We start from the raw sequence: 21,074 nt of genomic DNA, 5'->3' as shown, positions 1-21,074 counted from the left end.
GTGCGCGTGGTCCCCGTCGGCGCTCAACGGGTCCGTCCCGCGGGCGGTTCCGCGATCATGTCGTCGAACCGCGTGACCCCGGTCACTTTGACCGGACAAAGCGGACACCATCTTTGTGCACGCGTTCACAAAGACATAGCCTGCTGTCAACGGGGCGGTCGTGGGACGTGTGACCGCCTGCAGCCCCGCTCTACCCCGCAGGAGCACCGTGGCAACTGGCCGAACACACCGACCGGCGACCCGTAGCCGAGGGATTCCCGAGGCCACCGTCGCCCGGCTTCCGCTGTATCTGCGCGCGCTGACCGCGCTCTCGGAGCGCTCGGTCCCCACGGTCTCCTCCGAGGAGCTCGCGGCGGCGGCCGGGGTGAACTCTGCCAAGTTGCGGAAGGACTTCTCGTACCTGGGTTCGTACGGGACGCGCGGTGTGGGCTACGACGTCGAGTACCTCGTCTACCAGATCTCCCGGGAACTGGGCCTGACCCAGGACTGGCCGGTCGTGATCGTCGGTATCGGTAACCTCGGCGCCGCGCTCGCCAACTACGGCGGCTTCGCCTCCCGCGGGTTCCGGGTCGCCGCGCTCATAGACGCCGACCCCGCGATGACGGGCAAGCCCGTCGCCGGTCTGCCCGTGCGGCACACCGACGACCTGGAAGCGATCATCAACGACAACGGCGTGTCCATCGGGGTCATCGCGACCCCGGCCGGCGCCGCCCAGCAGGTCTGCGAGCGGCTCGTGGCCGCGGGCGTGACCTCCATCCTCAACTTCGCGCCCACGGTGCTGTCCGTGCCCGAGGGCGTCGACGTGCGCAAGGTCGACCTCTCCATCGAGCTGCAGATCCTCGCCTTCCACGAGCAGCGGAAGGCCGGGGAGGACGGCGCCGATCTGTCCGACGCCGCCGAGGCGGTCGCGCCGCCCGCCGTGCGCGCGAGCTCCGACGGCGGCCGGGCCGGTTCCGGCGGCGGCAGGAAGGGACCCGACGGGGACGTCCCCGCCGTGATGCCCGCATGAGTCTTCTGGTCGTCGGCCTGAGCCACCGCAGCGCGCCGGTCAGCGTGCTGGAGCGGGCTTCCCTCGCAGCCGAGGCGCAGGGCAAGCTGCTGCAGGACGCGGTTGCCGCGGAGCCCGCGGCTGAAGCCGTCGTGCTCGCCACGTGCAACCGCATCGAGCTGTACGCCGACGTCGACAAGTTCCACGCGGGTGTCGCCGAGCTGTCGACGCTGCTGTCCGTGCACAGCGGTGTCGGTCTCGAGGAGCTGACCCCGTACCTCTATGTCCACTACGAGGACCGGGCCGTCCACCACCTCTTCTCGGTGGCCTGCGGTCTGGACTCGATGGTCGTCGGCGAGGGCCAGATCCTCGGCCAGATCAAGGACACCCTGGCGCTCGGCCAGGAGCAGCACACCGCGGGCCGCCTTCTCAACGACCTGTTCCAGCAGGCGCTGCGGGTCGGCAAGCGGGCCCACAGCGAGACCGGGATCGACCGGGCCGGGCAGTCGCTCGTCACCTTCGGTCTGGAGCAGCTCGCCGGCGGTGCGGCGGTCGAGGACTGGGCACGGGGCAAGCGCGCCCTGGTCATCGGCGCGGGCTCCATGTCCTCGCTGGCCGCGACGACGCTCGCGCGCGCCGGTATCACCGAACTGGTGATCGCCAACAGGACCGAGGACCGGGCCGAGCGCCTGGCCGCCGCCCTCGTCGAGCAGAGCGCCCGCGGCGCCGCCGACTCCGCGGCCTTCGTCGCGCGCGCCGTGCCCATGGACACCGTTCCCGCCGAGCTGGCCGCGGCCGACCTCGTCGTCTCCTGCACGGGCGCGACGGGCCTCGTCCTGACGGCCGCCGCCCTGCACACCGCCCTCGCCGGGCGCCCCGGGCACCGCGTCGACGTGCTCGACCTCGCCATGCCGCGCGACGTCGACGCCGCCGCCCACCGCATCGACGGGGTGCGCCTGGTCGACATCGAGACCCTGGCGGAGGCGTCCGCGGACGCCCCGATGGCGGCGGACGTCGACCGGGTCCGGTCCATCGTGTCCGAGGAGGTCGGCGCCTTCGGCGCGGCTCAGCGTGCCGCCCACATCACCCCCACGGTCGTGGCCCTGCGCACCATGGCGGCGGACGTGGTGGCGAGCGAGGTCTCCCGGCTCAACGGGCGGCTGCCCGGCCTGGACGACAAGGAGCGCGCCGAGATCACGCAGACGCTGCGCCGCGTCGTCGACAAGCTCCTCCACGCGCCCACGGTGCGGGTGAAGGAACTCGCGGGCGAGCCGGGCGGCGCCGGGTACGCGGACGCCCTGCGGGAGTTGTTCGACCTCGACCCGCAGGCGGTCGCCGCCGTCAGCCGTGCCGACACCAGCGATCCGAACCGAGGAGGGCGGGCCACATGAACCACATCGACGACGTGAACGACGGCCGTCGCACCTCCGGCACCACCGGTTCCCGGCCGCTCCGGCTGGGCACCCGCCGCAGCAAGCTCGCCATGGCCCAGTCCGGCCGCATAGCCGACGCCGTACGCGACCTGACCGGACGCCCCGTCGAACTGGTGGAGATCACCACCTACGGCGACACCTCCCGGGCGTCCCTCTCGCAGATCGGCGGCACCGGGGTCTTCGTCACCGCCCTGCGCGACGCGCTGCTGCGCGGCGAGGTCGACTTCGCCGTGCACTCGCTGAAGGACCTGCCGACCACGCAGCCCGACGAGCTGGTGATCGCCGCCGTGCCCCGTCGCGAGGATCCCCGCGACGCCCTCGTGGCCCGCGACGGTCTGGGCTTCGAGGACCTGGCGGCCTCCGCGGCCCGGGAGTCCCGGCCCGCCCGTATCGGCACCGGTTCGCCGCGCCGCACGGCGCTGCTGAACGCCTGGGCCCGCAGTCTCGGTCTCGACGTCGAGACCGTTCCGATCCGCGGCAATGTCGACACCCGGATCGGTTACGTACGGTCCGGGGAGCTCGACGGCGTCGTCCTGGCCGCCGCGGGGCTGACCCGGATCGGCCGCGTCGACGAGGTCACCGAGCTGCTGCCCGCCGACACCGTGCTGCCGGCCCCCGGCCAGGGGGCACTGGCGGTCGAGTGCGCCGCGTCCGAAGCGGACCTCATTAACCGTCTCGCCGAGCTCGACGACCCGCTCACGCGGGCCGCCGTGACCGCCGAGCGATCCCTGCTCGCCGCCCTGGAGGCCGGTTGCAGCGCACCTGTGGGTGCCCTGGCCGACCTGCTGGCCGACGGCCAGGCTGTCACCGAAATGCGCCTGCGCGGCGTCGTCGGCACCACCGACGGCACCACGCTGGTGCAGCTGTCCACCACCGGTCCCGTACCCGCGTCTCACGACGACGCCCTCGCACTCGGCAGCGAACTCGCCGCCGAGATGCTGGCCAAGGGTGCGGCCGGTCTGATGGGGGAGCGCGCACATTGAGCCCCACCGCCGCACATCTTGCACGAGCACCACACGCTGCTCTCGGTCACGTCACCTTCCTCGGTGCCGGACCCGGAGATCCGGGACTGCTGACGCTGCGCGCCGTGGAGGCGCTGGCCCACGCGGACGTCCTGGTGGCCGACCCTCAGGTGCTCGACGTGGTGAGCCAGCATGCGAGGACGGGCGCGGACATCCCGCAGCCGGAGCAGGACGAGGCATCCGCCTCAACTGCCGCCCCTGCCTTGCGAGATGCGGCCAATCTTGTCATGGGGGCCGCGCGGGCGGGCAAGCGGGTCGTGCGCGCCGTCGCGGGTGACCCGGGCCTGGACGCCAACACGGGCGCCGAGATGCTGGCCTGTGCCGGCGAGGGCATTCCGTTCGAGGTGGTGCCCGGTGTGGCGACGGCCGTGGGCGTGCCCGCGTACGCCGGTGTGCCGCTGCGCTCCGCCGAGGGCGCCGACGTCCGGTTCGTCGACGCGCGGACGGCCTCCGAGCGCTGCTGGAGCGAGACCGGTTCCAGCGACGCGACCGTCGTCGTCTCCACCACGCTGGACGCGGTCGCCGCGTCCGCCGGTGAACTGGTCGCGGCCGGGCGCAAGCCCGACACCCCGATGACCGTCACCGTCGCGGGGACGACGACCCGGCAGCGCACATGGCCGGCCACGCTCGGCACGATCGCGCAGGTGCTGAAGGCGGCGAAGGCGCTGCCGTCCCCGGACGGCGGCCAGCCGGTGATAGCCGTGGTCGGCGAGCACAGCGCCGCGGCCCAGCGCGACCAGCTCGCGTGGTTCGAGTCCAAGCCGCTCTTCGGCTGGAAGGTCCTCGTCCCGCGGACGAAGGAGCAGGCCGCTTCACTCTCCGACCAGCTCCGGTCGTACGGCGCCGTGCCGCACGAGGTCCCCACCATCGCCGTGGAACCGCCGCGCACGCCCCAGCAGATGGAGCGCGCCGTCAAGGGCCTGGTGACGGGCCGCTACGAGTGGATCGCCTTCACCTCGGTCAACGCCGTCAAGGCGGTCCGGGAGAAGTTCGAGGAGTACGGGCTCGACGCCCGCGCCTTCGCCGGGATCAAGGTCGCGGCGGTGGGCGAGCAGACCGCCAAGGCGCTGGTGGACTTCGGTGTGAAGCCGGACCTGGTGCCGAGCGGCGAGCAGTCAGCGGCCGGGCTGCTGGACGACTGGCCGCCGTACGACCCGGTCTTCGACCCGATCGACCGTGTCTTTCTGCCGCGAGCCGACATCGCGACCGAGACACTGGTCGCCGGGCTGATCGAGCTGGGCTGGGAGGTGGACGACGTGACGGCGTACCGGACCGTGCGCGCCTCGCCGCCGCCGGCCGAGACGCGTGAGGCGATCAAGGGCGGCGGGTTCGACGCCGTGCTGTTCACCTCGTCCAGCACGGTGCGGAATCTGGTCGGCATCGCCGGCAAGCCGCACAACGTCACCGTCATCGCCTGCATCGGCCCGGCGACGGCCAAGACCGCCGAGGAGCACGGCCTGCGGGTCGATGTCCTCTCGCCCGAGCCGTCGGTGCACCGTCTGGCCGAGGCCCTCGCGGAGTTCGGCGCGCAGCGCCGGGCGGCAGCGGTCGAGGCAGGTGAACACGTCACCCGGCCGAGCGAGCGCCGTCCGGGTTCGCGCAGGAGGCGCAGTTGAGCGTTTACGGAAACTTCCCCGGCGCGCGGCCGCGACGGCTCCGGACGACCCCCGCCATGCGGCGGATGGTCGCCGAGACGCGGCTGCACCCGGCCGAGCTGATCCTCCCCGCCTTCGTGCGGGAGGGCATCTCCGAGCCGGTGCCGATCTCCGCCATGCCGGGCGTCGTCCAGCACACCCGCAACACCCTGCGGAAGGCGGCCGCGGAGGCCGTGCAGGCGGGCGTGGGCGGCATCATGCTGTTCGGCGTTCCGGAGGAGTCGAAGAAGGACGCCATCGGTTCGCCGGGCACCGACCCGAACGGGATCCTCCAACTCGCCCTGCAGGACGTGCGGTCCGAGGTCGGCGACGACCTGGTCGTCATGTCCGACCTGTGCCTGGACGAGCACACCGACCACGGCCACTGCGGTGTGCTGGACGCCGAGGGCCGGGTCGACAACGACGCGACGCTCGAGCGGTACGCGGAGATGGCGCGCGTCCAGGCGGACGCGGGCGCCCACGTCGTCGGCCCCAGCGGCATGATGGACGGCCAGGTGCGGGTGGCCCGTGAGGCGCTGGACGGTATCGGCCGCCAGGACGTCTCGATCCTCGCCTACACCGTGAAGTACTCGTCGGCGTTCTACGGCCCGTTCCGCGAGGCCGTGGGCTCCTCACTGCGGGGCGACCGCAAGACGTACCAGCAGGACCCGGCCAACGCCCGTGAGGCGCTGCGCGAGTTGGCGCTCGATCTGGCCGAGGGCGCGGACATGGTGATGGTCAAGCCCGCGCTGCCCTACCTCGACATCGTGCGCCGCATCGCGGACGAGGTGGACGTGCCGGTGGCGGCGTACCAGATCTCGGGCGAGTACGCGATGGTCGAGGCGGCCGCGGCCAACGGCTGGCTGGAGCGCGACCGCGCGATCATGGAGACGCTGACGGGCATCCGCCGTGCCGGCGCGGGCCTGATCCTGACGTACTGGGCGTCGGAAGCCGCCCGGTGGCTCCAGCGCGGCGAGTAACGGGCCACGACCTGGTACGCGGCCGACCCTTCCCGGAAAGCCCCTGCTGATCCGGCACCGGATCAGCAGGGGCTTTCACGTGCCTTCTGCCTCCGCGGTCGCCGGGCAGCGGAATACGCCGTGTCCCGGACAGCGATCCGGACCCAACTGACCTGATTTCGCCAAAGGTTGAGGAATCGTCTCCGGCGCCCCCGCGGGGGCCTACGCTTTCGGCTCCATCGCGGAATACGCCGGGTACGCCCTGAGTCCACCGCATTCCGCGCCCGGCATGCACCAGGAGTCCGCGGTGACGAAGATCTTCAATGACGAACCCCATGCGATCGACGGACTAGACCGGGCGAAATTCGCCACGGCCCTCTCCGGTGTGATCACGCGCTGCGACACTCCGCTGGTGCTCGGTCTCTACGGCACCTGGGGCATCGGAAAGACCTCCCTCATGCGCCTCATCGAGCGGGACCTGGAGCAGTCCGGCGAAGCGGTGACGGTCTGGTTCGACGCCTGGCAGCACCAGTTCGACGAGAATCCCGCGGTCGCGCTGCTGCACACCATGGTCGACGAACTGGGCCTCGGCGACGAGGGCCGGCGCCTGCTCCGGGTGATCGCGGGTGCCCTCGGCTCGATCCTGCTCAAGTCCACGACCACGCTGAACACCAGCGAACTGACGCAGCTTCGGGACAGTTACGACGAGGAGCGGTTCCGCGTCCGGGAGATGCAGATCCGGCTGCGCGAGCACTTCGCCCAGCTCCTCACCCGCGCCACCGGCAACGGCAGGGTCCGGGTGGTGTTCTTCATCGACGACCTCGACCGGTGCGTTCCGGAGAAGATCCTCGAAGTGCTGGAGGCCCTCAAGCTCTTCCTCAACATGCCCGGTTGCGTCTATGTGCTCGGAGTCGACCGGACCGCGCTTGAGAACAGCATCAAGCACCGCTACGCCGGCATCGAGGTGAGCGAGGCGGCCTATCTCGACAAGATCGTGCAACTCCCGTTCACCATTCCCCCGATCTCGGCGGAGGCGGGCGAGCAGTTCGTCATCGATCTGCTGCCGCAGTCCCTGCACAAGCTGGTCCCGCTGCTCGTACGGAACATCGGTGACAACCCACGGCAGGTGAAGCGGTTCATCAACACCCTGATCCTGAACGACGAACTGGCCCAGCAGATCCTGGGCAGGCGGTACGACGCGCAGACGCTGTCGGCCGTGCTCCTGCTGCAGTACCGCAGCCCCGAACTCTTCAAGCACGTCGCCAAGTTCCCGGCCCTGGTGCAGAGCGAAGACATCGAGTCCTCGGACGCCGGGATCAAGGCGGCGCTGGAGGATCCGACCGTCCAGGACGTCCTCCAGGTCCTGCGCCGGGCCGATGACCTCACCTCCTACATCTTCCTGTCCGAGGTCGCCGCCGTGCGCAGCCTCCGGTTCGACGTGGTGCTGACCGACGCCGGTGACAAGAAGATCCAGGTCATCAAGGTGATCCGGGAGATCACCGGCCTCGGGCTCAAGGAGGCGAAGGACCTCGTCGACGCGGCACCGTCGATCGTGATGGCGCAGGTCCACCGGGACGAGGCCGACGGCTACCTGGAGCGCCTGGCGGTCACCGGGGCGAAGGTGGAGGTCCAGTAGTCGCGGCGACGACGGGGCAGCGCCGTGACCGTGCCGCGTGGGCGCCCACGTCGCAGAGTCGTGAACGGGCCGGACGCGCCCGCGCTGCCGAGCCGTGACGGGAGGACCGCCTACGCGTTCGCAGTACCGCCTACGCATCCGCGTCGCCGTCCCACAGCGCGGTGCTGTGGGAGGCGATTAGGCCCCCGATACGGGCGATCGCTTCGGCGGCGGGGAGCGGGTCCGGCCGGCGGCTGTCGCGCAGCCGCAGCGCCACCCGGTCGCCGTCGGCCTCCTGGGGGCCGATCACGGCCTGGTACGGCACCAGGCGCGCCTGGCGGATGCGCGCACCCAGGCTCCCGCGCTCCGCCCCCGCCACCTCCGCGCGCAGATCCCGCTCCGCGCACCTGCGGGCGACGTCCTCCGCCCGCTCCTGCTCCGCGTCGGAGACCGGGAGGACGACGACCTGCACAGGGGCGAGCCAGGCGGGGAACGCCCCGCCGTGCACCTCGATGAGGTGCGCGACCGCCCGCTCCACGCTGCCGATGATGCTGCGGTGGACCATCACCGGCCGGTGCTTCGCGCCGTCCGCGCCGATGTAGTGCAGATCGAACTGCTCGGGCTGGTGGAAGTCGATCTGCACGGTGGACAGGGTGGACTCCCGGCCCGCGCTGTCGGTCACCTGGATGTCGACCTTCGGCCCGTAGAACGCGGCCTCACCCTCGGCCGCCTCGTACGGGAGTCCCGAGCGGTCCAGGACCTCGGTCAGCAGGGCGGTGGCCCGCTCCCACATCGCGGGTGAGGCGACGTACTTCCCGCCGGGCCCGGGGAGGGAGAGCCGGTAGCGGGTCGGGGCGATGCCCAGCGCCTCGTACGCCCGGCCGATCATCTCCAGGGCCGCGCGGGCCTCGTCGGCGGCCTGGTCCAGGGTGCAGAAGATGTGCGCGTCGTTGAGCTGGATCGCCCGTACGCGGGTCAGTCCGCCGAGGACGCCCGACAGCTCCGACCGGTACATCCCGCCCAACTCCGCCATCCGAAGCGGGAGTTCGCGGTAACTGTGAGAGCGGGAGCGGTAGATCAGCGCATGGTGCGGGCACAGGCTGGGCCGCAGGACGACCTGCTCGCCGCCGACGTCCATCGGCGGGAACATGTCGTCGCCGTAGTGCGACCAGTGGCCCGAGATCTCGTACAGCTCGCGTTTGCCGAGGGCCGGCGAGTAGACGTGGCGATAGCCCGCCCGCCGCTCCGCGGTGCGGATGTACTCCTCCAGCGCGTGCCGTACGGCGCCGCCGTCGGGCAGCCAGTACGGCAGTCCCGCGCCGATCAGCGGATCGGTGTCGAACAGGTCGAGCTCGCGGCCGATCCTGCGGTGGTCGTGCATGGGGGTCTCCTCGCGGACGTCGGGCGAGGGACGAGTACCCGCAACGCCGAAGCCCCGGGGCGCTCGCCCCGGGGCTTCGGATTCGGACATCGGTCAGCGCGCCGGGACACTCTCCGGCGTCGTCGTCATCGGACGTGCGGCACGCTGCATACGAGCGACCGTAGCAGGGACGGACGCGGCCCGCGCGGGGATTTTCCGGGCCCCGCGACGCGCCGCCCCCATGGCCCTCACCGGACCTGTCAAAGCGGCTCTGAGCTGCGAAGACGGTGCAGGCCCAGGCCGCTCTGCCCACGGCGAATCTGCTGCGGGCCAAGATCCCTGTCGCATCCGCCCGGACGCGCCGACAGTGGACCCATCAGCGGCAGCAGCCGCACCCCAACGCCTTCGAGGAGGACCGATGGCTCCACTGATCACCGGCCCCGCCAGCGGCCGTGACCCGGCCCTCGCCCCGCGCGCCGCGGGCGGCGACACGCCCCCCACGCGCTTCGACGACGACCTCGCCGCCCAGCTCCTCAACCAGCGGATCGTCTTCCTCGGCACCGAGGTCGACGAGGTCTCCGCGAACCGCGTCTGCGCCCAGCTCCTCCTGCTCTCCGCCGAGGACGCGCGGACCGACATCACCCTCGTCGTCAACAGCCCCGGTGGTTCGGTGACCGCCGGGCTCGCGATCTACGACACGATGCGGCTCATCCCCAACGACGTCTCGACCATCGCCATGGGATTCGCCGCCAGCATGGGCCAGTTCCTGCTCACCGTCGGGACGAAGGGCAAGCGCCACGCCCTGCCGAACGCGCGGATCATGATGCACCAGCCGTCCGCCGGGATCGGCGGCACCACCGCCGACATCGCCATCCAGGCCGAGAACCTGGAGTTCATCAAGAAGTCCATCGAGCGCATCACGGCCGAACACACGGGCCAGTCGGCGGAGACCGTCGCACGCGACAGCGACCGCGACCGGTGGTTCACCGCCCAGCAGGCCAAGGAGTACGGGATGGTCGACCGCGTCGTGGAGTCGTTCGCCGACGTCCGCCCGGCCGCCCCGCAGCGACGGATGGGGATCTGACATGGGCCAGTACACGATTCCGACGGTCGTCGAGCGCACCGCGCTGGGCGAGCGTGCCTACGACATCTACAGCAGCCTGCTGTCCGAGCGCATCATCTTCCTCGGCACCGAGATCGACGACGGCGTCGCCAATGTCGTCATCGCGCAGCTCCTCCACCTGGAGTCCTCGAACCCCGAACGCGAGATCTCGGTCTACATCAACTCGCCCGGCGGCTCGTTCACTTCGCTCATGGCCATCTACGACACGATGACCTTCGTCGGCTCGCCCATCTCGACGTTCTGCGTCGGGCAGGCGGCTTCGACCGCGGCCGTGCTCCTCGCCGGGGGCGACCCGGGGCGGCGCATGATCCTGGAGCACGCGCGGGTGCTGCTCGGGCAGCCCGCGGCCGGCGGCAGCCAGGGAACGGTCTCCGACCTCAGCCTCCAGGCCAAGGAGATGGTGCGGATCCGCTCCCAGGTCGAGGAGGTCCTGGCCCGCCACACGCACCACGATGTGGCCACGCTCCGCGCCGACATGGACCGCGACAAGGTGTTCACGGCGCACGAGGCCGTGGCGTACGGGCTCGCGGACGAGGTCCTGTCGCGCCGCCTCGCCGCAGTGGCATGACCGTCCGCGGACGGTCATGGGATCCGCGCCGGCCGGGAACGGCCCGTGCGTCAGGCGGCGAGCCGTACGTCGCCCTGGCGCGCGGGCGCCCGCAGTGAGGCCGGCCGTGAGGTCGGCGAGGTCTGGCGGGTGCGCGCGGGTACAGGGGTTCCGCGCGCGCCGGTCAGGCGGATGATCTCGTGATGGCCCAGGGCCAGGAGGTCGGCGATCCCGAGACCGAGCGCGGCCGCGGCGGCGGCCAGCACCTCGGACGACGCCTCCTTCAGACCGCGTTCGATCTCGGAGAGGTACGGCATCGAGATCCGGGCCGCGTCGGCCACGTCCTTCAACGTCCGCTTCTGGGCGAGCCGTTCGCGGCGCAGGACATCCCCGACGACATCCCGCCACAGCGGCTCCTTCACCGGAGCGGGCGGTGCGACCGGAGTGGCCGGTGAGGTCGGCGAGGCCGGGGCAGCCGGTGGTGCGGTGGGGACGGGCGCAGATCCGGACGTCCCGCGACCGGCCGGGGCGTCCGGTGCTCCCGTGGCGTGAGGGGCGGGTGTGGGTGGCGCCTCGGCCGTGGCGGGTGCCGTGACCGGGCGCAGAGGAATGACGCGGGCTTGGTTCGGCGCGTGGCTGCTCACCCACTCAGGGTAGGAGCGCCGTGTCCGGTGGGGCGAGATCCGGCGTTCTGCCGTCGGCGAAGTCCCACGAGGAGCCCGGCGGTGGGGACCCGACCGGTGACGGGTCCGTCAGTCGGCGAAGGGCGACGGCGAGGGGGGCGGCGACGACGGCCGGCGGGCAGCGGGCGGGGGCACGACCGGCAGCACGTCCGGGTACGCGTAGTCGTCCGCGACGGCGGCGGGCGGTGCGGGGGGCGGCTCGGGCGCCGCCTGGCAGGTGAATCCCAGACGCTTCATCGCCCGGGTCACCTCTCCTGCGGTGAAGTCACGGCGGTCCTGGCGTGTGACCAGCGCTCCGACCTGCTTCACGGGGTACGTGGAACGCCCGATGCGGACGCTGGGACCGGTGACCGGTTCCGGCCTCACCCCGCGCATCGTCAGCTCCACCTCGCTCGCGGTCAGGTCGAAGGGGTAGCCGGCGATGATGACGCGCATGAGGCCTCAGAAGGGGGAGGGGGAGTAGTACGCCGTGCGTACTCGGTTCGCCCAGCGTCCCACAGTCCCGCCCCCGCAGGAAGGACATACGGCCATAAGCAAATCGCCACCACGGAAAGAAGTGTGCTACGTTCTTTTGTGTTGCAGTTTTGGTACCCATGAACGTTGTGTGCACCTGACGGAAATGCCTCAGGTGCATTTTGTTTTTGCCGATCTCATCGGATGGGGTCATTGCGGCGACGTGGAATCCGCACGGTGCGGATTCCGTACTGCCTCCCCCAGAAGGAGATTGCTATGGCCAGCGGAACCGTCAAGTGGTTCAACTCGGAAAAGGGCTTCGGCTTCATCGAGCAGGACGGCGGCGGCGCCGACGTCTTCGCCCACTACTCGAACATCGCCACCCAGGGCTTCCGTGAGCTCCAGGAGGGCCAGCGGGTCAACTTCGACGTCACGCAGGGCCAGAAGGGCCCGCAGGCGGAGAACATCGTCCCGGCCTGATCCACGGACGAGCCTCATGGCGCAGGGGCCCGCACCTGTTGGGTGCGGGCCCTCGCCTGTGCGGTCCGCGTGATCCACATCGGCACGTTCTCAGCCGAACGTGCCCGAGTCCCGTCTCTTCCGGCTCGTTCCCGCGACTCTCCGGTCGGCCCCGCCGCCACGGACACCTCCCCGGTTCGCGCCGTCGCCCCGAGGAAGGTTCCTTCCCCCGTGAATCGTCGTGCCCGACCCGCCCGAAAGACCCGTTCGCAGCCGTCCGCTTCCGCGCGTGGCCGCGGAGCCGCTTCCCGGCCGAGCGAATTCGCTCTTCCCACCCCCATAGCACCGGCACTCCCCGCCGTCGGATCCTTCGCCGAGCTGGACATGCCGCGTCCCCTCATGGGCGAGCTCACCCGCCAGGGTGTGAGCGTGCCGTTCCCCATCCAGGCCGCGACGCTGCCGAACGCCCTCGCCGGCCGTGACGTCCTGGGCCGTGGACGCACCGGCTCCGGCAAGACGCTCGCCTTCGGTCTCGCGCTGCTCGCCCGCACCGCGGGGAACCGTGCGCAGCCCCGCCGGCCGCTCGCCCTCGTCCTGGTCCCCACCCGGGAACTGGCGCAGCAGGTGACCCAGGCCCTCACCCCCTACGCCCGTACCCTGCAGCTCCGGCTGGCCACCGTGGTCGGCGGCCTGTCGATCGGCCGCCAGGCCGCGGATCTCCGCTCGGGCGCCGAGGTCGTCGTGGCCACCCCCGGGCGCCTCAAGGACCTCATCGAGCGCGGCGACTGCGCGCTGGACGAGGTCGCCATCACCGTGCTCGACGAGGCCGACCAGATGGCCGACATGGGGTTCATGCCCCAGGTCACCGCGCTGCTGCGGCAGGTGCCCGGCGACGGCCAGCGGATGCTCTTCTCCGCGACCCTCGACAAGAACATCGACACGCTGGTCCAGCGCTACCTGAGCGATCCCGTCGTCCATTCCGTGGACCCGTCCGCCGGTGCCGTCAGCTCCATGGAGCACCACTTGCTGCACGTCGCGGACACGGACAAGCAGGACGCCGTCATCCGGATCGCCGCCCGCGACGGCCGGGTGATCATGTTCCTGGACACCAAGCACGCGGCGGACCGTCTCGCCCGGCGGCTCCTGAGCAGTGGTGTACGGGCCGCGGCCCTGCACGGCGGCAAGTCCCAGTCCCGTCGTACGCGCACCCTGGACCAGTTCAAGCGGGGCGACGTCACCGCGCTGATCGCCACCAATGTCGCCGCGCGCGGCATCCACGTCGACGATCTCGACCTCGTCGTGAACGTCGATCCTCCGGCCGACCACAAGGACTATCTCCACCGCGGCGGCCGCACGGCGCGCGCCGGTGAGTCCGGCCGGGTGGTCACCATCGTGCTGCCGCATCAGCGCCGGGAGATGAGCCGGATCATGTCGGATGCCGGGATCACGCCCGAGGTCGCGAAGGTGCGCCCCGCGGACGCCGAACTGGCCCGCATCACGGGCGCCGCGGCCCCGTCAGGCGTCGCGGTCACCATCGCGGAACCGGCCGCCGAGCAGTCCCGCGGGACGGCGAACGGCGGCGCCCGAAGGCGACGCCCGTCCGGCCGTTCGGCCGCGGGTTCGGGTCGTGGCTCCGGCGCGTCGGGTCGTGGCTCTGCGGGGTCGGGCCGTTCGTCGGCGGCCTCGGGCCGTGGTTCGGCTGCGTCGGGGCGTGGCTCGGCGGCGTCGGGCCGCTCGTCGACCGCGTCAGGGCGTGGCACCGGGGCGTCAGGCCGTAACTCCGCCGGTTCGGGCCGTGGTTCGGCTGCGTCGGGCCCCAACTCCACCGGTTCGGGGCGTGGCTCCGGCGCGTCGGGCCGCCAGGGCGGTTCCGCGCCGCGGAAGGCACCGCGGCGCCGGGCGGCGTGACCGCCCGACGCCGCTTCGCCGACAGCGTCCGCTCCTGATCAGCGAGCCGCTGACCAGGAGTGGGCCACGTCGATCACGAGCCGGTCGCCCGTCTGCATCACGCGGAACGGCAGCCGGGCGCGGACGCCCAGACCGATCTGGGTGTCGCCCTCGAAGCTCGTGGCGAACCGCGCGTCCTTGAAGGTCTTGTACCCGGTGAGGTTCACGCCGGGCAGGGGCTTCCCCGCCCGCCCCGGGTACGTCGCGGCGCCGGTCTCCGGGTCGTAGCTCGGCGCCGCGACCCGTATCTCGAGGACGGCCCCGCCGCCGACCGGGATGAACTGGCCCGAGCCGTCCTGGTAGAGCTTGTTGACGTAACTCACGGTGTAGCCGATGCGGTCGCTGCCCGTGCCGGGGACGTCGAAGACCATCCGGTCGTAGCAGGCGTGGCTGCCGGTCCTGATGTCCTTCAACGGCGTGTAGCCGGTGGGTGTGGCCGTCTTGGTGGTGCTGCCCCAGCCTGTCGCGCAGGCCGTCGCGGACGCGGGTGCCGCTGAGGCGGCCGTGGCCGAGGTCGCTGTTGCCGCCAGCCCCGCACTCGCCAGAACGAGCGCGGCCAGCGCGGTACCGAACCGTCGCATTTCTACCCCCCAGGTATCGAACGGTTACGTCGGGTTGGACAGGTGATATGCCCGAAGGGTTGCCTATCCGGACGGATCGGTCCGGGTCAACAAGACCCGGTGCAAAGCGGCCAGTTGTCCTGATCTTGGTCCGAGGTTGTGGGGGCGCCCAGGTTCCCGCCCGGCGGTCGTCCCGTCGGCACGTGTCGAACCGCGCCTCCGCCCGGCCGCGTCGAGCGGGGTGCCGATGGGGCCAGGGCGTGGGCGTGGGTGTGGGTGTGGGCCTGCGCAGGGCCCTGGGTGTGGGCGTGGGCGTGGCGCTGGGTGTGGGCGTGGGGCTGTTGGGCCGCGTAGGGCCGGTGGGTGGTATTTGAGCATCGGGGCGGGGCGGTGGTCGGCTGAGGTCGATGCCCGAGGGGGCGGCCGTCCGGGCTTGCGGTGCAACCCGCTCGTGTTCTGCATCGGCTCGGCCAGGGGTGCCGTTTTCAGAATGCTTGACTGGAGGCAAGCATTTTCGCAACGGGTGCCGGAGGGCGGGCTGAGGCCGGTCCGGACCTACCCAGTACCTGGCCCACCACCGGCCTGCGCTGCGGGTGCGGCCCCGGCCACGTCCCCGCCTGACCGATGCTCGGCCTTGCGCCGGAGGCGCGAAACGAAACAGTCGCCTTCCAGGCGGTGTAAGTCCGGATCCAGACCACGCTCGCGCAGCAGCGCGTGGGCTCAGGCGTTGTCGGCGACCCAGGCGGCGAACGAGGCCCAGGCGTCCGGCGCGAAGTCGAGCACCGGCCCGTCGGGGTCCTTGGAGTCACGGACGTGAACGGTGGAGGGGTGAGCGGAGACCTCGACGCAGTCGCCGCCCTGCTCGCTGCTGTAGCTGGACTTGCGCCAGGCGTAGGCGATCTCGATGCAGTTGCCGCCCTCGCCGGTGCTGTAGCTGGACTTGAACCACTCCAGTGCGCGGTCGTTCATCGCTCTCCTAGCAGCCGGTCCAACTGGGCCCTGGCCTCATCGGGGTTGAGGGCCTGAGATCGCAGCATCGCATACTTCCGAGTCAGGATGCTCACCTCATCAGGGTCCGAAATGAGATGACTCCCGCGATGCGCCTCGATGTAGGCCAGAAGCGTGTGGTCTGCCGTTTCGAGGAGGACAAAGGGCCCTTCCAGCCCTGCGTGGGTCTGCCTCCCGAATGGCATGACTTGCAAGGAGACGCCCGGGAGATCAGCGCAGTGACGCAGGTGTTGGAGCTGTTCCACGCGAACTTCGGTCCCGCCCAGGCGGTCCATCAGCACAGCCTCGGAGATGATGAAGCTGAGGGTATGGGGAACGTTTCGGCGCAAGATGCCCTGGCGCTCAAGGCGCGCCGAGACACGGCGCTCCACTTCTTCCTCTCCCAAGAGCGGCACGACGCTGCGGAAGACGGCGCGAGCGTACGCCTCGGTCTGGAGCAGACCAGGAACGACCTGGTTCTCGTAGGTGGAGAGATCGATCGCCTCCCGCTCGTAGTCGATGAACTCCGCGGCCCACACCGGGAACTTGTCCACTTCCGGCATGTTCGCCACCGCCACCGCGAGCGCGCCCTTGGTCTCCAGGATGCGGTCGAGGTCCTCCGCCAGGTCCGGCTTCAGCGGGCGCCTGCCCTGCTCGATGGAGGCGATGGTCTCCTCGTGCAGGCCCAGCCGTTGACCCAGTTCCCGTTGCGTGAGGCGCGCGGACCGGCGGAACTGTGCCGTCAGCGCGCCGACGAGCCGTACCGACGACGCGTTCTTCCTCTTCCGTGGGTGCATGCCCGACCAACTCCCCGCCCCGTACCCCGCGTTACGCACCGTCAGCCCGTACATCGAAACCGTACGGGTCGACGCACTGTTCAGCGCAGTGACGGAGAGCGACCATGGCGTCATGAACGGCACAACTCATGCTCCGTATGTCCGCGAGAGGTTCTACCGCCGCGACCGCCGCTCCGTGCCCGCTGCCAGGGAGTTCGTCCGGCAGGCGCTGGTGGACTGGGGGATCGCGGATCGCGCGGACGATGTGTTGCTCTGCGTGAGCGAGTTGGCCACGAATGCGCTGCTGCACGGGGTCCCGCCGGGCCGGGGCTTCAAGCTGTTCCTGTCACGGGACGGAGTCGCGGGGCCGCTCCGGATCGAGCTGCACGACAGCGGCGACGGGTATCCGCGGATTCCGGATGCGGCCGCGGCGGACGAGGGCGGGCGCGGGCTGATGCTCGTCGAGGCGCTGGCGGACAAGTGGGGCGTCGGCGACCGCGACCCGGGCAAGGTGGTCTGGTGCGAGTTCGGGTGAATCCGCGCGCGCGGCATCTCGCGGTGCACCCCGATACAGGTCCCACGCTCCTTCGACCTGGCGCTCGTCTCCACGGAATTCTGAAGGCAGCCCACGTGAAGAGCCGTTGTGACGCTGCCCGTCGGACCCATGGCGAAAGGGGCCGGTGACGCGGTGTCCGCCGCGTCACCGGCCCCTTCGGCGTCCGTACGGGTGCGGGTCAGAGCCGCTCAGGCGTGCGGATGCCCAGCAGGGCCATGCCCTGGTGGAGCGTCCGGGCCGTGAGGTCGCACAGGAAGAGCCGGTTCTCCACCGTCTCGGCCGTCTCCGCCTTCAGGACCGGGCACTGGTCGTAGAAGGTCGTGAACAGCGAGGCGAGCTGGTAGAGATACGCGGCCAGCTTGTGCGGCTCGTACGTCTCGGCGACGCCCGCCAGCATGTCGGCGAAGTCGTCGAGGTGCAGGCCCAGCGCCCGCTCGGCGGGTGCCAGCGGCAGCTCCGGGTGCGCGACCGGCCGGGCGTCCCCCGCCTTGCGGAGGATCGACCGGATCCGGGCGTAGGCGTACTGGAGGTAGACGCTGGTGTCGCCGTTGAGCGAGACCATCCGGTCCAGGTCGAAGACGTAGTCCCGGGTGAGTGAGTTGGACAGGTCCGCGTACTTCACGGCGCCGATGCCCACCTGCGACGCCCGCTCCGCGACCTCCTCGTCGGTGAGGTCCTGGGCCTTCTCCCGGACGACCGCGGCCGCCCGCTCGGTGGCCTCGTCGAGCAGGTCGACCAGCCGGACCGTCTCGCCCGCACGGGTCTTGAACGGCTTGCCGTCCTTGCCGAGCACCGTGCCGAACGGGAGGTGCGAGGCGGTGACCTCGTCGGTGAGCCAGCCGGCCCTGCGGGCGGTCTCGAAGACCATCCGGAAGTGCAGCGCCTGCCGCGCGTCCACGACGTAGAGGAGCGTGTCGGCCTTCAGCACGCTCGTGCGGTCGCGGATCGCGGCGAGGTCGCTCGCCGCGTAGCCGAAGCCGCCGTCCGCCTTCTGCACGATGAGCGGGACGGGCTGCACGTCCTGGCCCTTGATGTCGTCGAAGAACACGCAGAGCGCGCCCTGGGAACGGACGGCGACGCCCGACTCCTCCAGGAGCTTGCAGGTCTCGACGAGCAGGTCGTTGTAGGCGCTCTCGCCGACGATGTCGGGGTCGCGGATCTCGACGTCCAGCTTCTCGTAGACACCCTGGAAGTAGATCTTCGACTCGTCGACGATCTTGTGCCAGAGGGCGAGGGTGTCCTCGTCGCCGGCCTGGAGGTCGACGACCTTGCGCCGGGACCGCGTCTTGAACTCCTCGTCGGACTCGAAGAGGGCCCGCGACGCCTTGTAGAGCCGGTTGAGCCGGGCCATGGCGGCCTCGCCCTCACCGTCGCCCTGCGCGGCGTCCGACGCGTGGTCCAGCTCGTGCGGGTGCTCGACCAGATACTGGATGAGCATGCCGAACTGGGTGCCCCAGTCGCCGATGTGGTGCCGCCGGATCACGGTCTCGCCCCGGTGCTCCAGGATCTGGACGAGCGCGTCGCCGATCACCGTGGACCGGAGGTGCCCCACGTGCATCTCCTTGGCCACGTTGGGCTGGGAGTAGTCGATCACCGTCGTGCCGGGGTGCTCCGCGTACGGGACGCCCAACCGGTCGTCCGCGGCCCGCGCGGCCAGTGTCGAGACGATCGCGGCGTCGGTGACCGTGATGTTGAGGAAGCCCGGGCCCGAGACCTCGACCTCCGCCAGGACGTCGTCGGACGGCAGACCGTCGACCACCTTCCCGGCCAGCTCCCTCGGATTGCCCTTCAGCTTCTTGGCGAGACCCAGCACGCCGTTGGCCTGGAAGTCGGCCCGGTCGCTGCGTCGCAGCAGCGGGTCCGCGGAACCGGCCTCCGGCAGAGCAGCCGAGAGGGCGTCCGTGACGCGCTGGTGGACCGTGGCGGCGAGGGAAGGGACCGAGGCCATGGATGCGTACCGTTCCGTTGAGGTGGAAGGGGATTCCGACCAGTATCCCATGGCGCCGCCACCGGATTTCGGTCTGGGACAATGGGGACGCCAGGCCGTCGAAGAAGAGATCAAGAGAATCAAGAAGGAAGTGCCGAACGTGGCTCAGAGCACTGAGACCGACTGGGTCTCCCGGTTCGCGGACGAGGTCATTGCCGAGGCGGAGCGCCGCGCGCCCGGCAAACCCATCGTCTGCGCCTCGGGCCTCAGCCCGTCCGGGCCGATCCACCTCGGCAATCTGCGTGAGGTCATGACGCCGCACCTGGTGGCGGACGAGATCCGCCGCCGCGGCTACGACTGCGTACACCTTCTGTCGTGGGACGACTACGACCGGTTCCGCAAGGTCCCCGCCGGCATCGACCCGTCCTGGGACGAGCACATCGGCAAGCCGCTGACCTCCGTCCCGGCCCCGCCCGGCAGCTCGCACGCCAACTGGGCCGAGCACTTCAAGGCGCCGATGACCGAGGCGCTGGGGCAACTCGGCATCGAGTTCCGCGGCGTCAGCCAGACCGAGCAGTACACCTCCGGGGTCTACCGCGAGCAGATCCTCTTCGCGATGCGCGAGCGGCAGCGGATCGACGCGATCCTCGACCGTTACCGCACCAAGGACAAGGCCGGAGACCAGGCCGGCGACAAGAAGAAGGCGCAGCCCAAGCAGCAGCAGAAGGGCAAGCTCGACGAGGCCGACGTCGCCGCCGCCGAGGCCGCGGCCGAGGGCTCGGGCGCGGCCGGCGAGGACGACGGCACGGCGGCCGCGGGCTACTTCCCGTACAAGCCGTACTGCACCGTGTGCGACCGCGACCTGACGACCGTCACGGCCTACGACGACGAGACGACGGAGTTGTCGTACACCTGCGCCTGCGGGCACGGCGAGACCGTCCGGCTCTCCGAGCACAACCGCGGCAAGCTGGTCTGGAAGGTCGACTGGCCCATGCGCTGGGCCTACGAGGGCGTCGTCTTCGAGCCGTCCGGTGTGGACCACTCCTCGCCCGGGTCGTCGTTCGTCGTCGGCGGGCAGATCGTCAAGGAGATCTTCGGCGGCGAGCAGCCCATCGGGCCGATGTACGCCTTCGTCGGCATCAGCGGCATGGCCAAGATGTCGAGCTCCAAGGGCGGGGTCCCGACCGCGGCCGAGGCGCTGGAGATCATGGAAGCGCCGCTGCTGCGCTGGCTGTACGCGCGGCGCAAGCCGAACCAGTCCTTCAAGATCGCCTTCGACCAGGAGATCCAGCGGCTCTACGACGAGTGGGACGCCCTGGAGCGCAAGGTCGCGGACGGGTCGGTGCAGCCCGCGGACGCGGCCGCGTACAGCCGTGCCGTGCGCACCGCCGCCGGTGAACTGCCGCGCACGCCGCGGCCGCTGCCGTACCGGACGCTCGCCTCGGTCGTGGACATCACCACAGGGCACGACGAGCAGACGCTGCGGATCCTGCGCGACCTCGACCCGGAGAACCCGGTCACGTCCCTGGACGAGACGCGGCCGCGGCTCGACAAGGCGGAGCGCTGGATCACCACGCAGGTCCCGGTCGAGCAGCGCACGCGCGTCCGGGAGGAGCCGGACACCGAGGCGCTGGCGCAACTCGGCGACACCGAGCGGGAGTCGCTGCGGCTGCTGCTCGACGGGCTGGACGAGCACTGGTCGCTGGACGGGCTGACCACGCTCGTCTACGGCGTGCCGAAGGTCCAGGCGGGTCTGGAGCCGGACGCCAAGCCCACGCCGGAACTGAAGGTCGCCCAGCGGTCCTTCTTCGCGCTGCTCTACCAGCTCCTGGTGGGACGGGACACCGGGCCGCGGCTGCCCACGCTGCTGCTGGCGGTCGGGGCGGACCGGGTCCGCAAGCTGCTCGGGGCGTAAGGCCTGCGTCGCGTTGTGGGCGTGCGTTCCGCGGAACGCACGCCCACCACGCCGACAGCCCCCCCACCCCCCTAACCGAGTTTATGGGGGCCAGAACGACCCCCAAAAAGAGCGCAGATATAAAACGCAG

General features: G+C 71.0%; 18 protein-coding genes and 2 pseudogenes. 13 read left to right on the top strand and 7 right to left on the bottom strand.

The window, feature by feature from the left end:
- The first annotated feature begins 208 nt into the window (after positions 1–208).
- From ABZ822_RS32120 to ABZ822_RS32090, 7 genes and pseudogenes are all read left to right on the top strand, one after another.
- Positions 209–1,009 (top strand): redox-sensing transcriptional repressor Rex, encoded by an 801-nt coding sequence (locus ABZ822_RS32120; RefSeq protein ID WP_360861922.1) that lies wholly within the window; start codon positions 209–211, stop codon positions 1,007–1,009.
- The gene (locus tag ABZ822_RS32115; RefSeq protein ID WP_360861920.1) at positions 1,006–2,379 is read left to right on the top strand and encodes a glutamyl-tRNA reductase; all 1,374 of its coding nucleotides are present in this window, start codon (positions 1,006–1,008) and stop codon (positions 2,377–2,379) included. The genes ABZ822_RS32120 and ABZ822_RS32115 overlap by 4 nt, the downstream gene beginning before the upstream one ends.
- Positions 2,376–3,404, top strand: a complete 1,029-nt coding sequence (hemC, locus tag ABZ822_RS32110; protein WP_360861918.1) for a hydroxymethylbilane synthase — start codon at positions 2,376–2,378, stop codon at positions 3,402–3,404. The genes ABZ822_RS32115 and hemC overlap by 4 nt, the downstream gene beginning before the upstream one ends.
- Positions 3,401–5,059, top strand: coding sequence for a bifunctional uroporphyrinogen-III C-methyltransferase/uroporphyrinogen-III synthase (locus tag ABZ822_RS32105; RefSeq protein ID WP_360861916.1), 1,659 nt, complete (start codon positions 3,401–3,403; stop codon positions 5,057–5,059). The genes hemC and ABZ822_RS32105 overlap by 4 nt, the downstream gene beginning before the upstream one ends.
- Entirely contained in the window at positions 5,056–6,057 is a 1,002-nt protein-coding gene (hemB, locus tag ABZ822_RS32100; protein ID WP_360861914.1) for a porphobilinogen synthase, read from the top strand. Before ABZ822_RS32105 ends, hemB begins: the two co-directional genes overlap by 4 nt.
- A 268-nt stretch (positions 6,058–6,325) precedes the next feature.
- A pseudogene (locus tag ABZ822_RS32095) lies at positions 6,326–7,174 on the top strand (P-loop NTPase fold protein); the annotation flags it as partial.
- A gap of 294 nt (positions 7,175–7,468) precedes the next feature.
- Positions 7,469–7,672 (top strand): annotated as a pseudogene (locus tag ABZ822_RS32090) (ribosomal protein L7/L12); the annotation flags it as partial.
- A 130-nt stretch (positions 7,673–7,802) separates the two neighbouring features.
- Here ABZ822_RS32090 and thrS read toward each other — a convergent pair.
- Positions 7,803–9,122 carry a threonine--tRNA ligase gene (gene thrS, locus ABZ822_RS32085; protein WP_360861912.1) on the bottom strand — a complete coding sequence of 440 codons (1,320 nt, stop codon included), beginning with the start codon at positions 9,120–9,122 and terminating at the stop codon, positions 7,803–7,805.
- A gap of 307 nt (positions 9,123–9,429) precedes the next feature.
- Here thrS and ABZ822_RS32080 point away from each other — a divergent pair, with 307 nt between their 5' ends.
- Positions 9,430–10,095, top strand: a complete 666-nt coding sequence (locus tag ABZ822_RS32080; RefSeq protein ID WP_360861910.1) for an ATP-dependent Clp protease proteolytic subunit — start codon at positions 9,430–9,432, stop codon at positions 10,093–10,095.
- 1 nt (position 10,096) lies between these two features.
- Positions 10,097–10,702, top strand: a complete 606-nt coding sequence (locus ABZ822_RS32075) for an ATP-dependent Clp protease proteolytic subunit (protein WP_360861908.1) — start codon at positions 10,097–10,099, stop codon at positions 10,700–10,702.
- A gap of 50 nt (positions 10,703–10,752) precedes the next feature.
- Here ABZ822_RS32075 and ABZ822_RS32070 read toward each other — a convergent pair whose 3' ends face one another.
- Both ABZ822_RS32070 and ABZ822_RS32065 read right to left on the bottom strand, forming a co-directional pair.
- Entirely contained in the window at positions 10,753–11,325 is a 573-nt protein-coding gene (locus ABZ822_RS32070) for a helix-turn-helix transcriptional regulator (protein WP_360861907.1), read from the bottom strand.
- Between the two features lie 108 nt (positions 11,326–11,433).
- Entirely contained in the window at positions 11,434–11,799 is a 366-nt protein-coding gene (locus tag ABZ822_RS32065) for an SCO5918 family protein (protein WP_360861905.1), read from the bottom strand.
- A gap of 294 nt (positions 11,800–12,093) precedes the next feature.
- Between ABZ822_RS32065 and ABZ822_RS32060 the strand changes: the two genes are divergently transcribed.
- Both ABZ822_RS32060 and ABZ822_RS32055 read left to right on the top strand, forming a co-directional pair.
- Positions 12,094–12,297 carry a cold-shock protein gene (locus ABZ822_RS32060; RefSeq protein ID WP_360861903.1) on the top strand — a complete coding sequence of 68 codons (204 nt, stop codon included), beginning with the start codon at positions 12,094–12,096 and terminating at the stop codon, positions 12,295–12,297.
- A 210-nt stretch (positions 12,298–12,507) separates the two neighbouring features.
- Entirely contained in the window at positions 12,508–14,184 is a 1,677-nt protein-coding gene (locus ABZ822_RS32055) for a DEAD/DEAH box helicase (protein ID WP_360861901.1), read from the top strand.
- 38 nt (positions 14,185–14,222) lie between these two features.
- Here ABZ822_RS32055 and ABZ822_RS32050 read toward each other — a convergent pair whose 3' ends face one another.
- The 3 genes from ABZ822_RS32050 to ABZ822_RS32040 form a co-directional block, all read right to left on the bottom strand.
- Entirely contained in the window at positions 14,223–14,804 is a 582-nt protein-coding gene (locus ABZ822_RS32050; protein ID WP_360861899.1) for a hypothetical protein, read from the bottom strand.
- A 699-nt stretch (positions 14,805–15,503) separates the two neighbouring features.
- The gene (locus tag ABZ822_RS32045) at positions 15,504–15,752 is read right to left on the bottom strand and encodes a DUF397 domain-containing protein (protein WP_360861897.1); all 249 of its coding nucleotides are present in this window, start codon (positions 15,750–15,752) and stop codon (positions 15,504–15,506) included.
- On the bottom strand, positions 15,749–16,567 hold the full coding sequence (locus ABZ822_RS32040; protein WP_360861895.1) for a helix-turn-helix transcriptional regulator: 819 nt from the start codon (positions 16,565–16,567) through the stop codon (positions 15,749–15,751). The genes ABZ822_RS32045 and ABZ822_RS32040 overlap by 4 nt, the downstream gene beginning before the upstream one ends.
- Before the next feature lie 112 nt (positions 16,568–16,679).
- On the opposite strand from ABZ822_RS32040, the gene ABZ822_RS32035 reads away from it, so the two are divergent.
- Complete coding sequence (locus ABZ822_RS32035; RefSeq protein ID WP_360861944.1) at positions 16,680–17,081, top strand: ATP-binding protein; 402 nt, start codon at positions 16,680–16,682, stop codon at positions 17,079–17,081.
- Between the two features lie 199 nt (positions 17,082–17,280).
- Here the strand turns inward: ABZ822_RS32035 and argS are convergent, their stop codons facing one another.
- Complete coding sequence (gene argS, locus ABZ822_RS32030; protein WP_360861893.1) at positions 17,281–19,050, bottom strand: arginine--tRNA ligase; 1,770 nt, start codon at positions 19,048–19,050, stop codon at positions 17,281–17,283.
- Between the two features lie 130 nt (positions 19,051–19,180).
- On the opposite strand from argS, the gene lysS reads away from it, so the two are divergent.
- Positions 19,181–20,944 carry a lysine--tRNA ligase gene (gene lysS, locus ABZ822_RS32025; protein WP_360861891.1) on the top strand — a complete coding sequence of 588 codons (1,764 nt, stop codon included), beginning with the start codon at positions 19,181–19,183 and terminating at the stop codon, positions 20,942–20,944.
- Positions 20,945–21,074 lie beyond the last annotated feature (130 nt).

The organism is Streptomyces sp. NPDC047108 (assembly GCF_040643575.1).
Lineage (GTDB): Bacteria > Actinomycetota > Actinomycetes > Streptomycetales > Streptomycetaceae > Streptomyces.
Note: the sequence above shows the minus strand (reverse complement) of the source record. Positions and strands in the feature narration are given on the sequence as shown.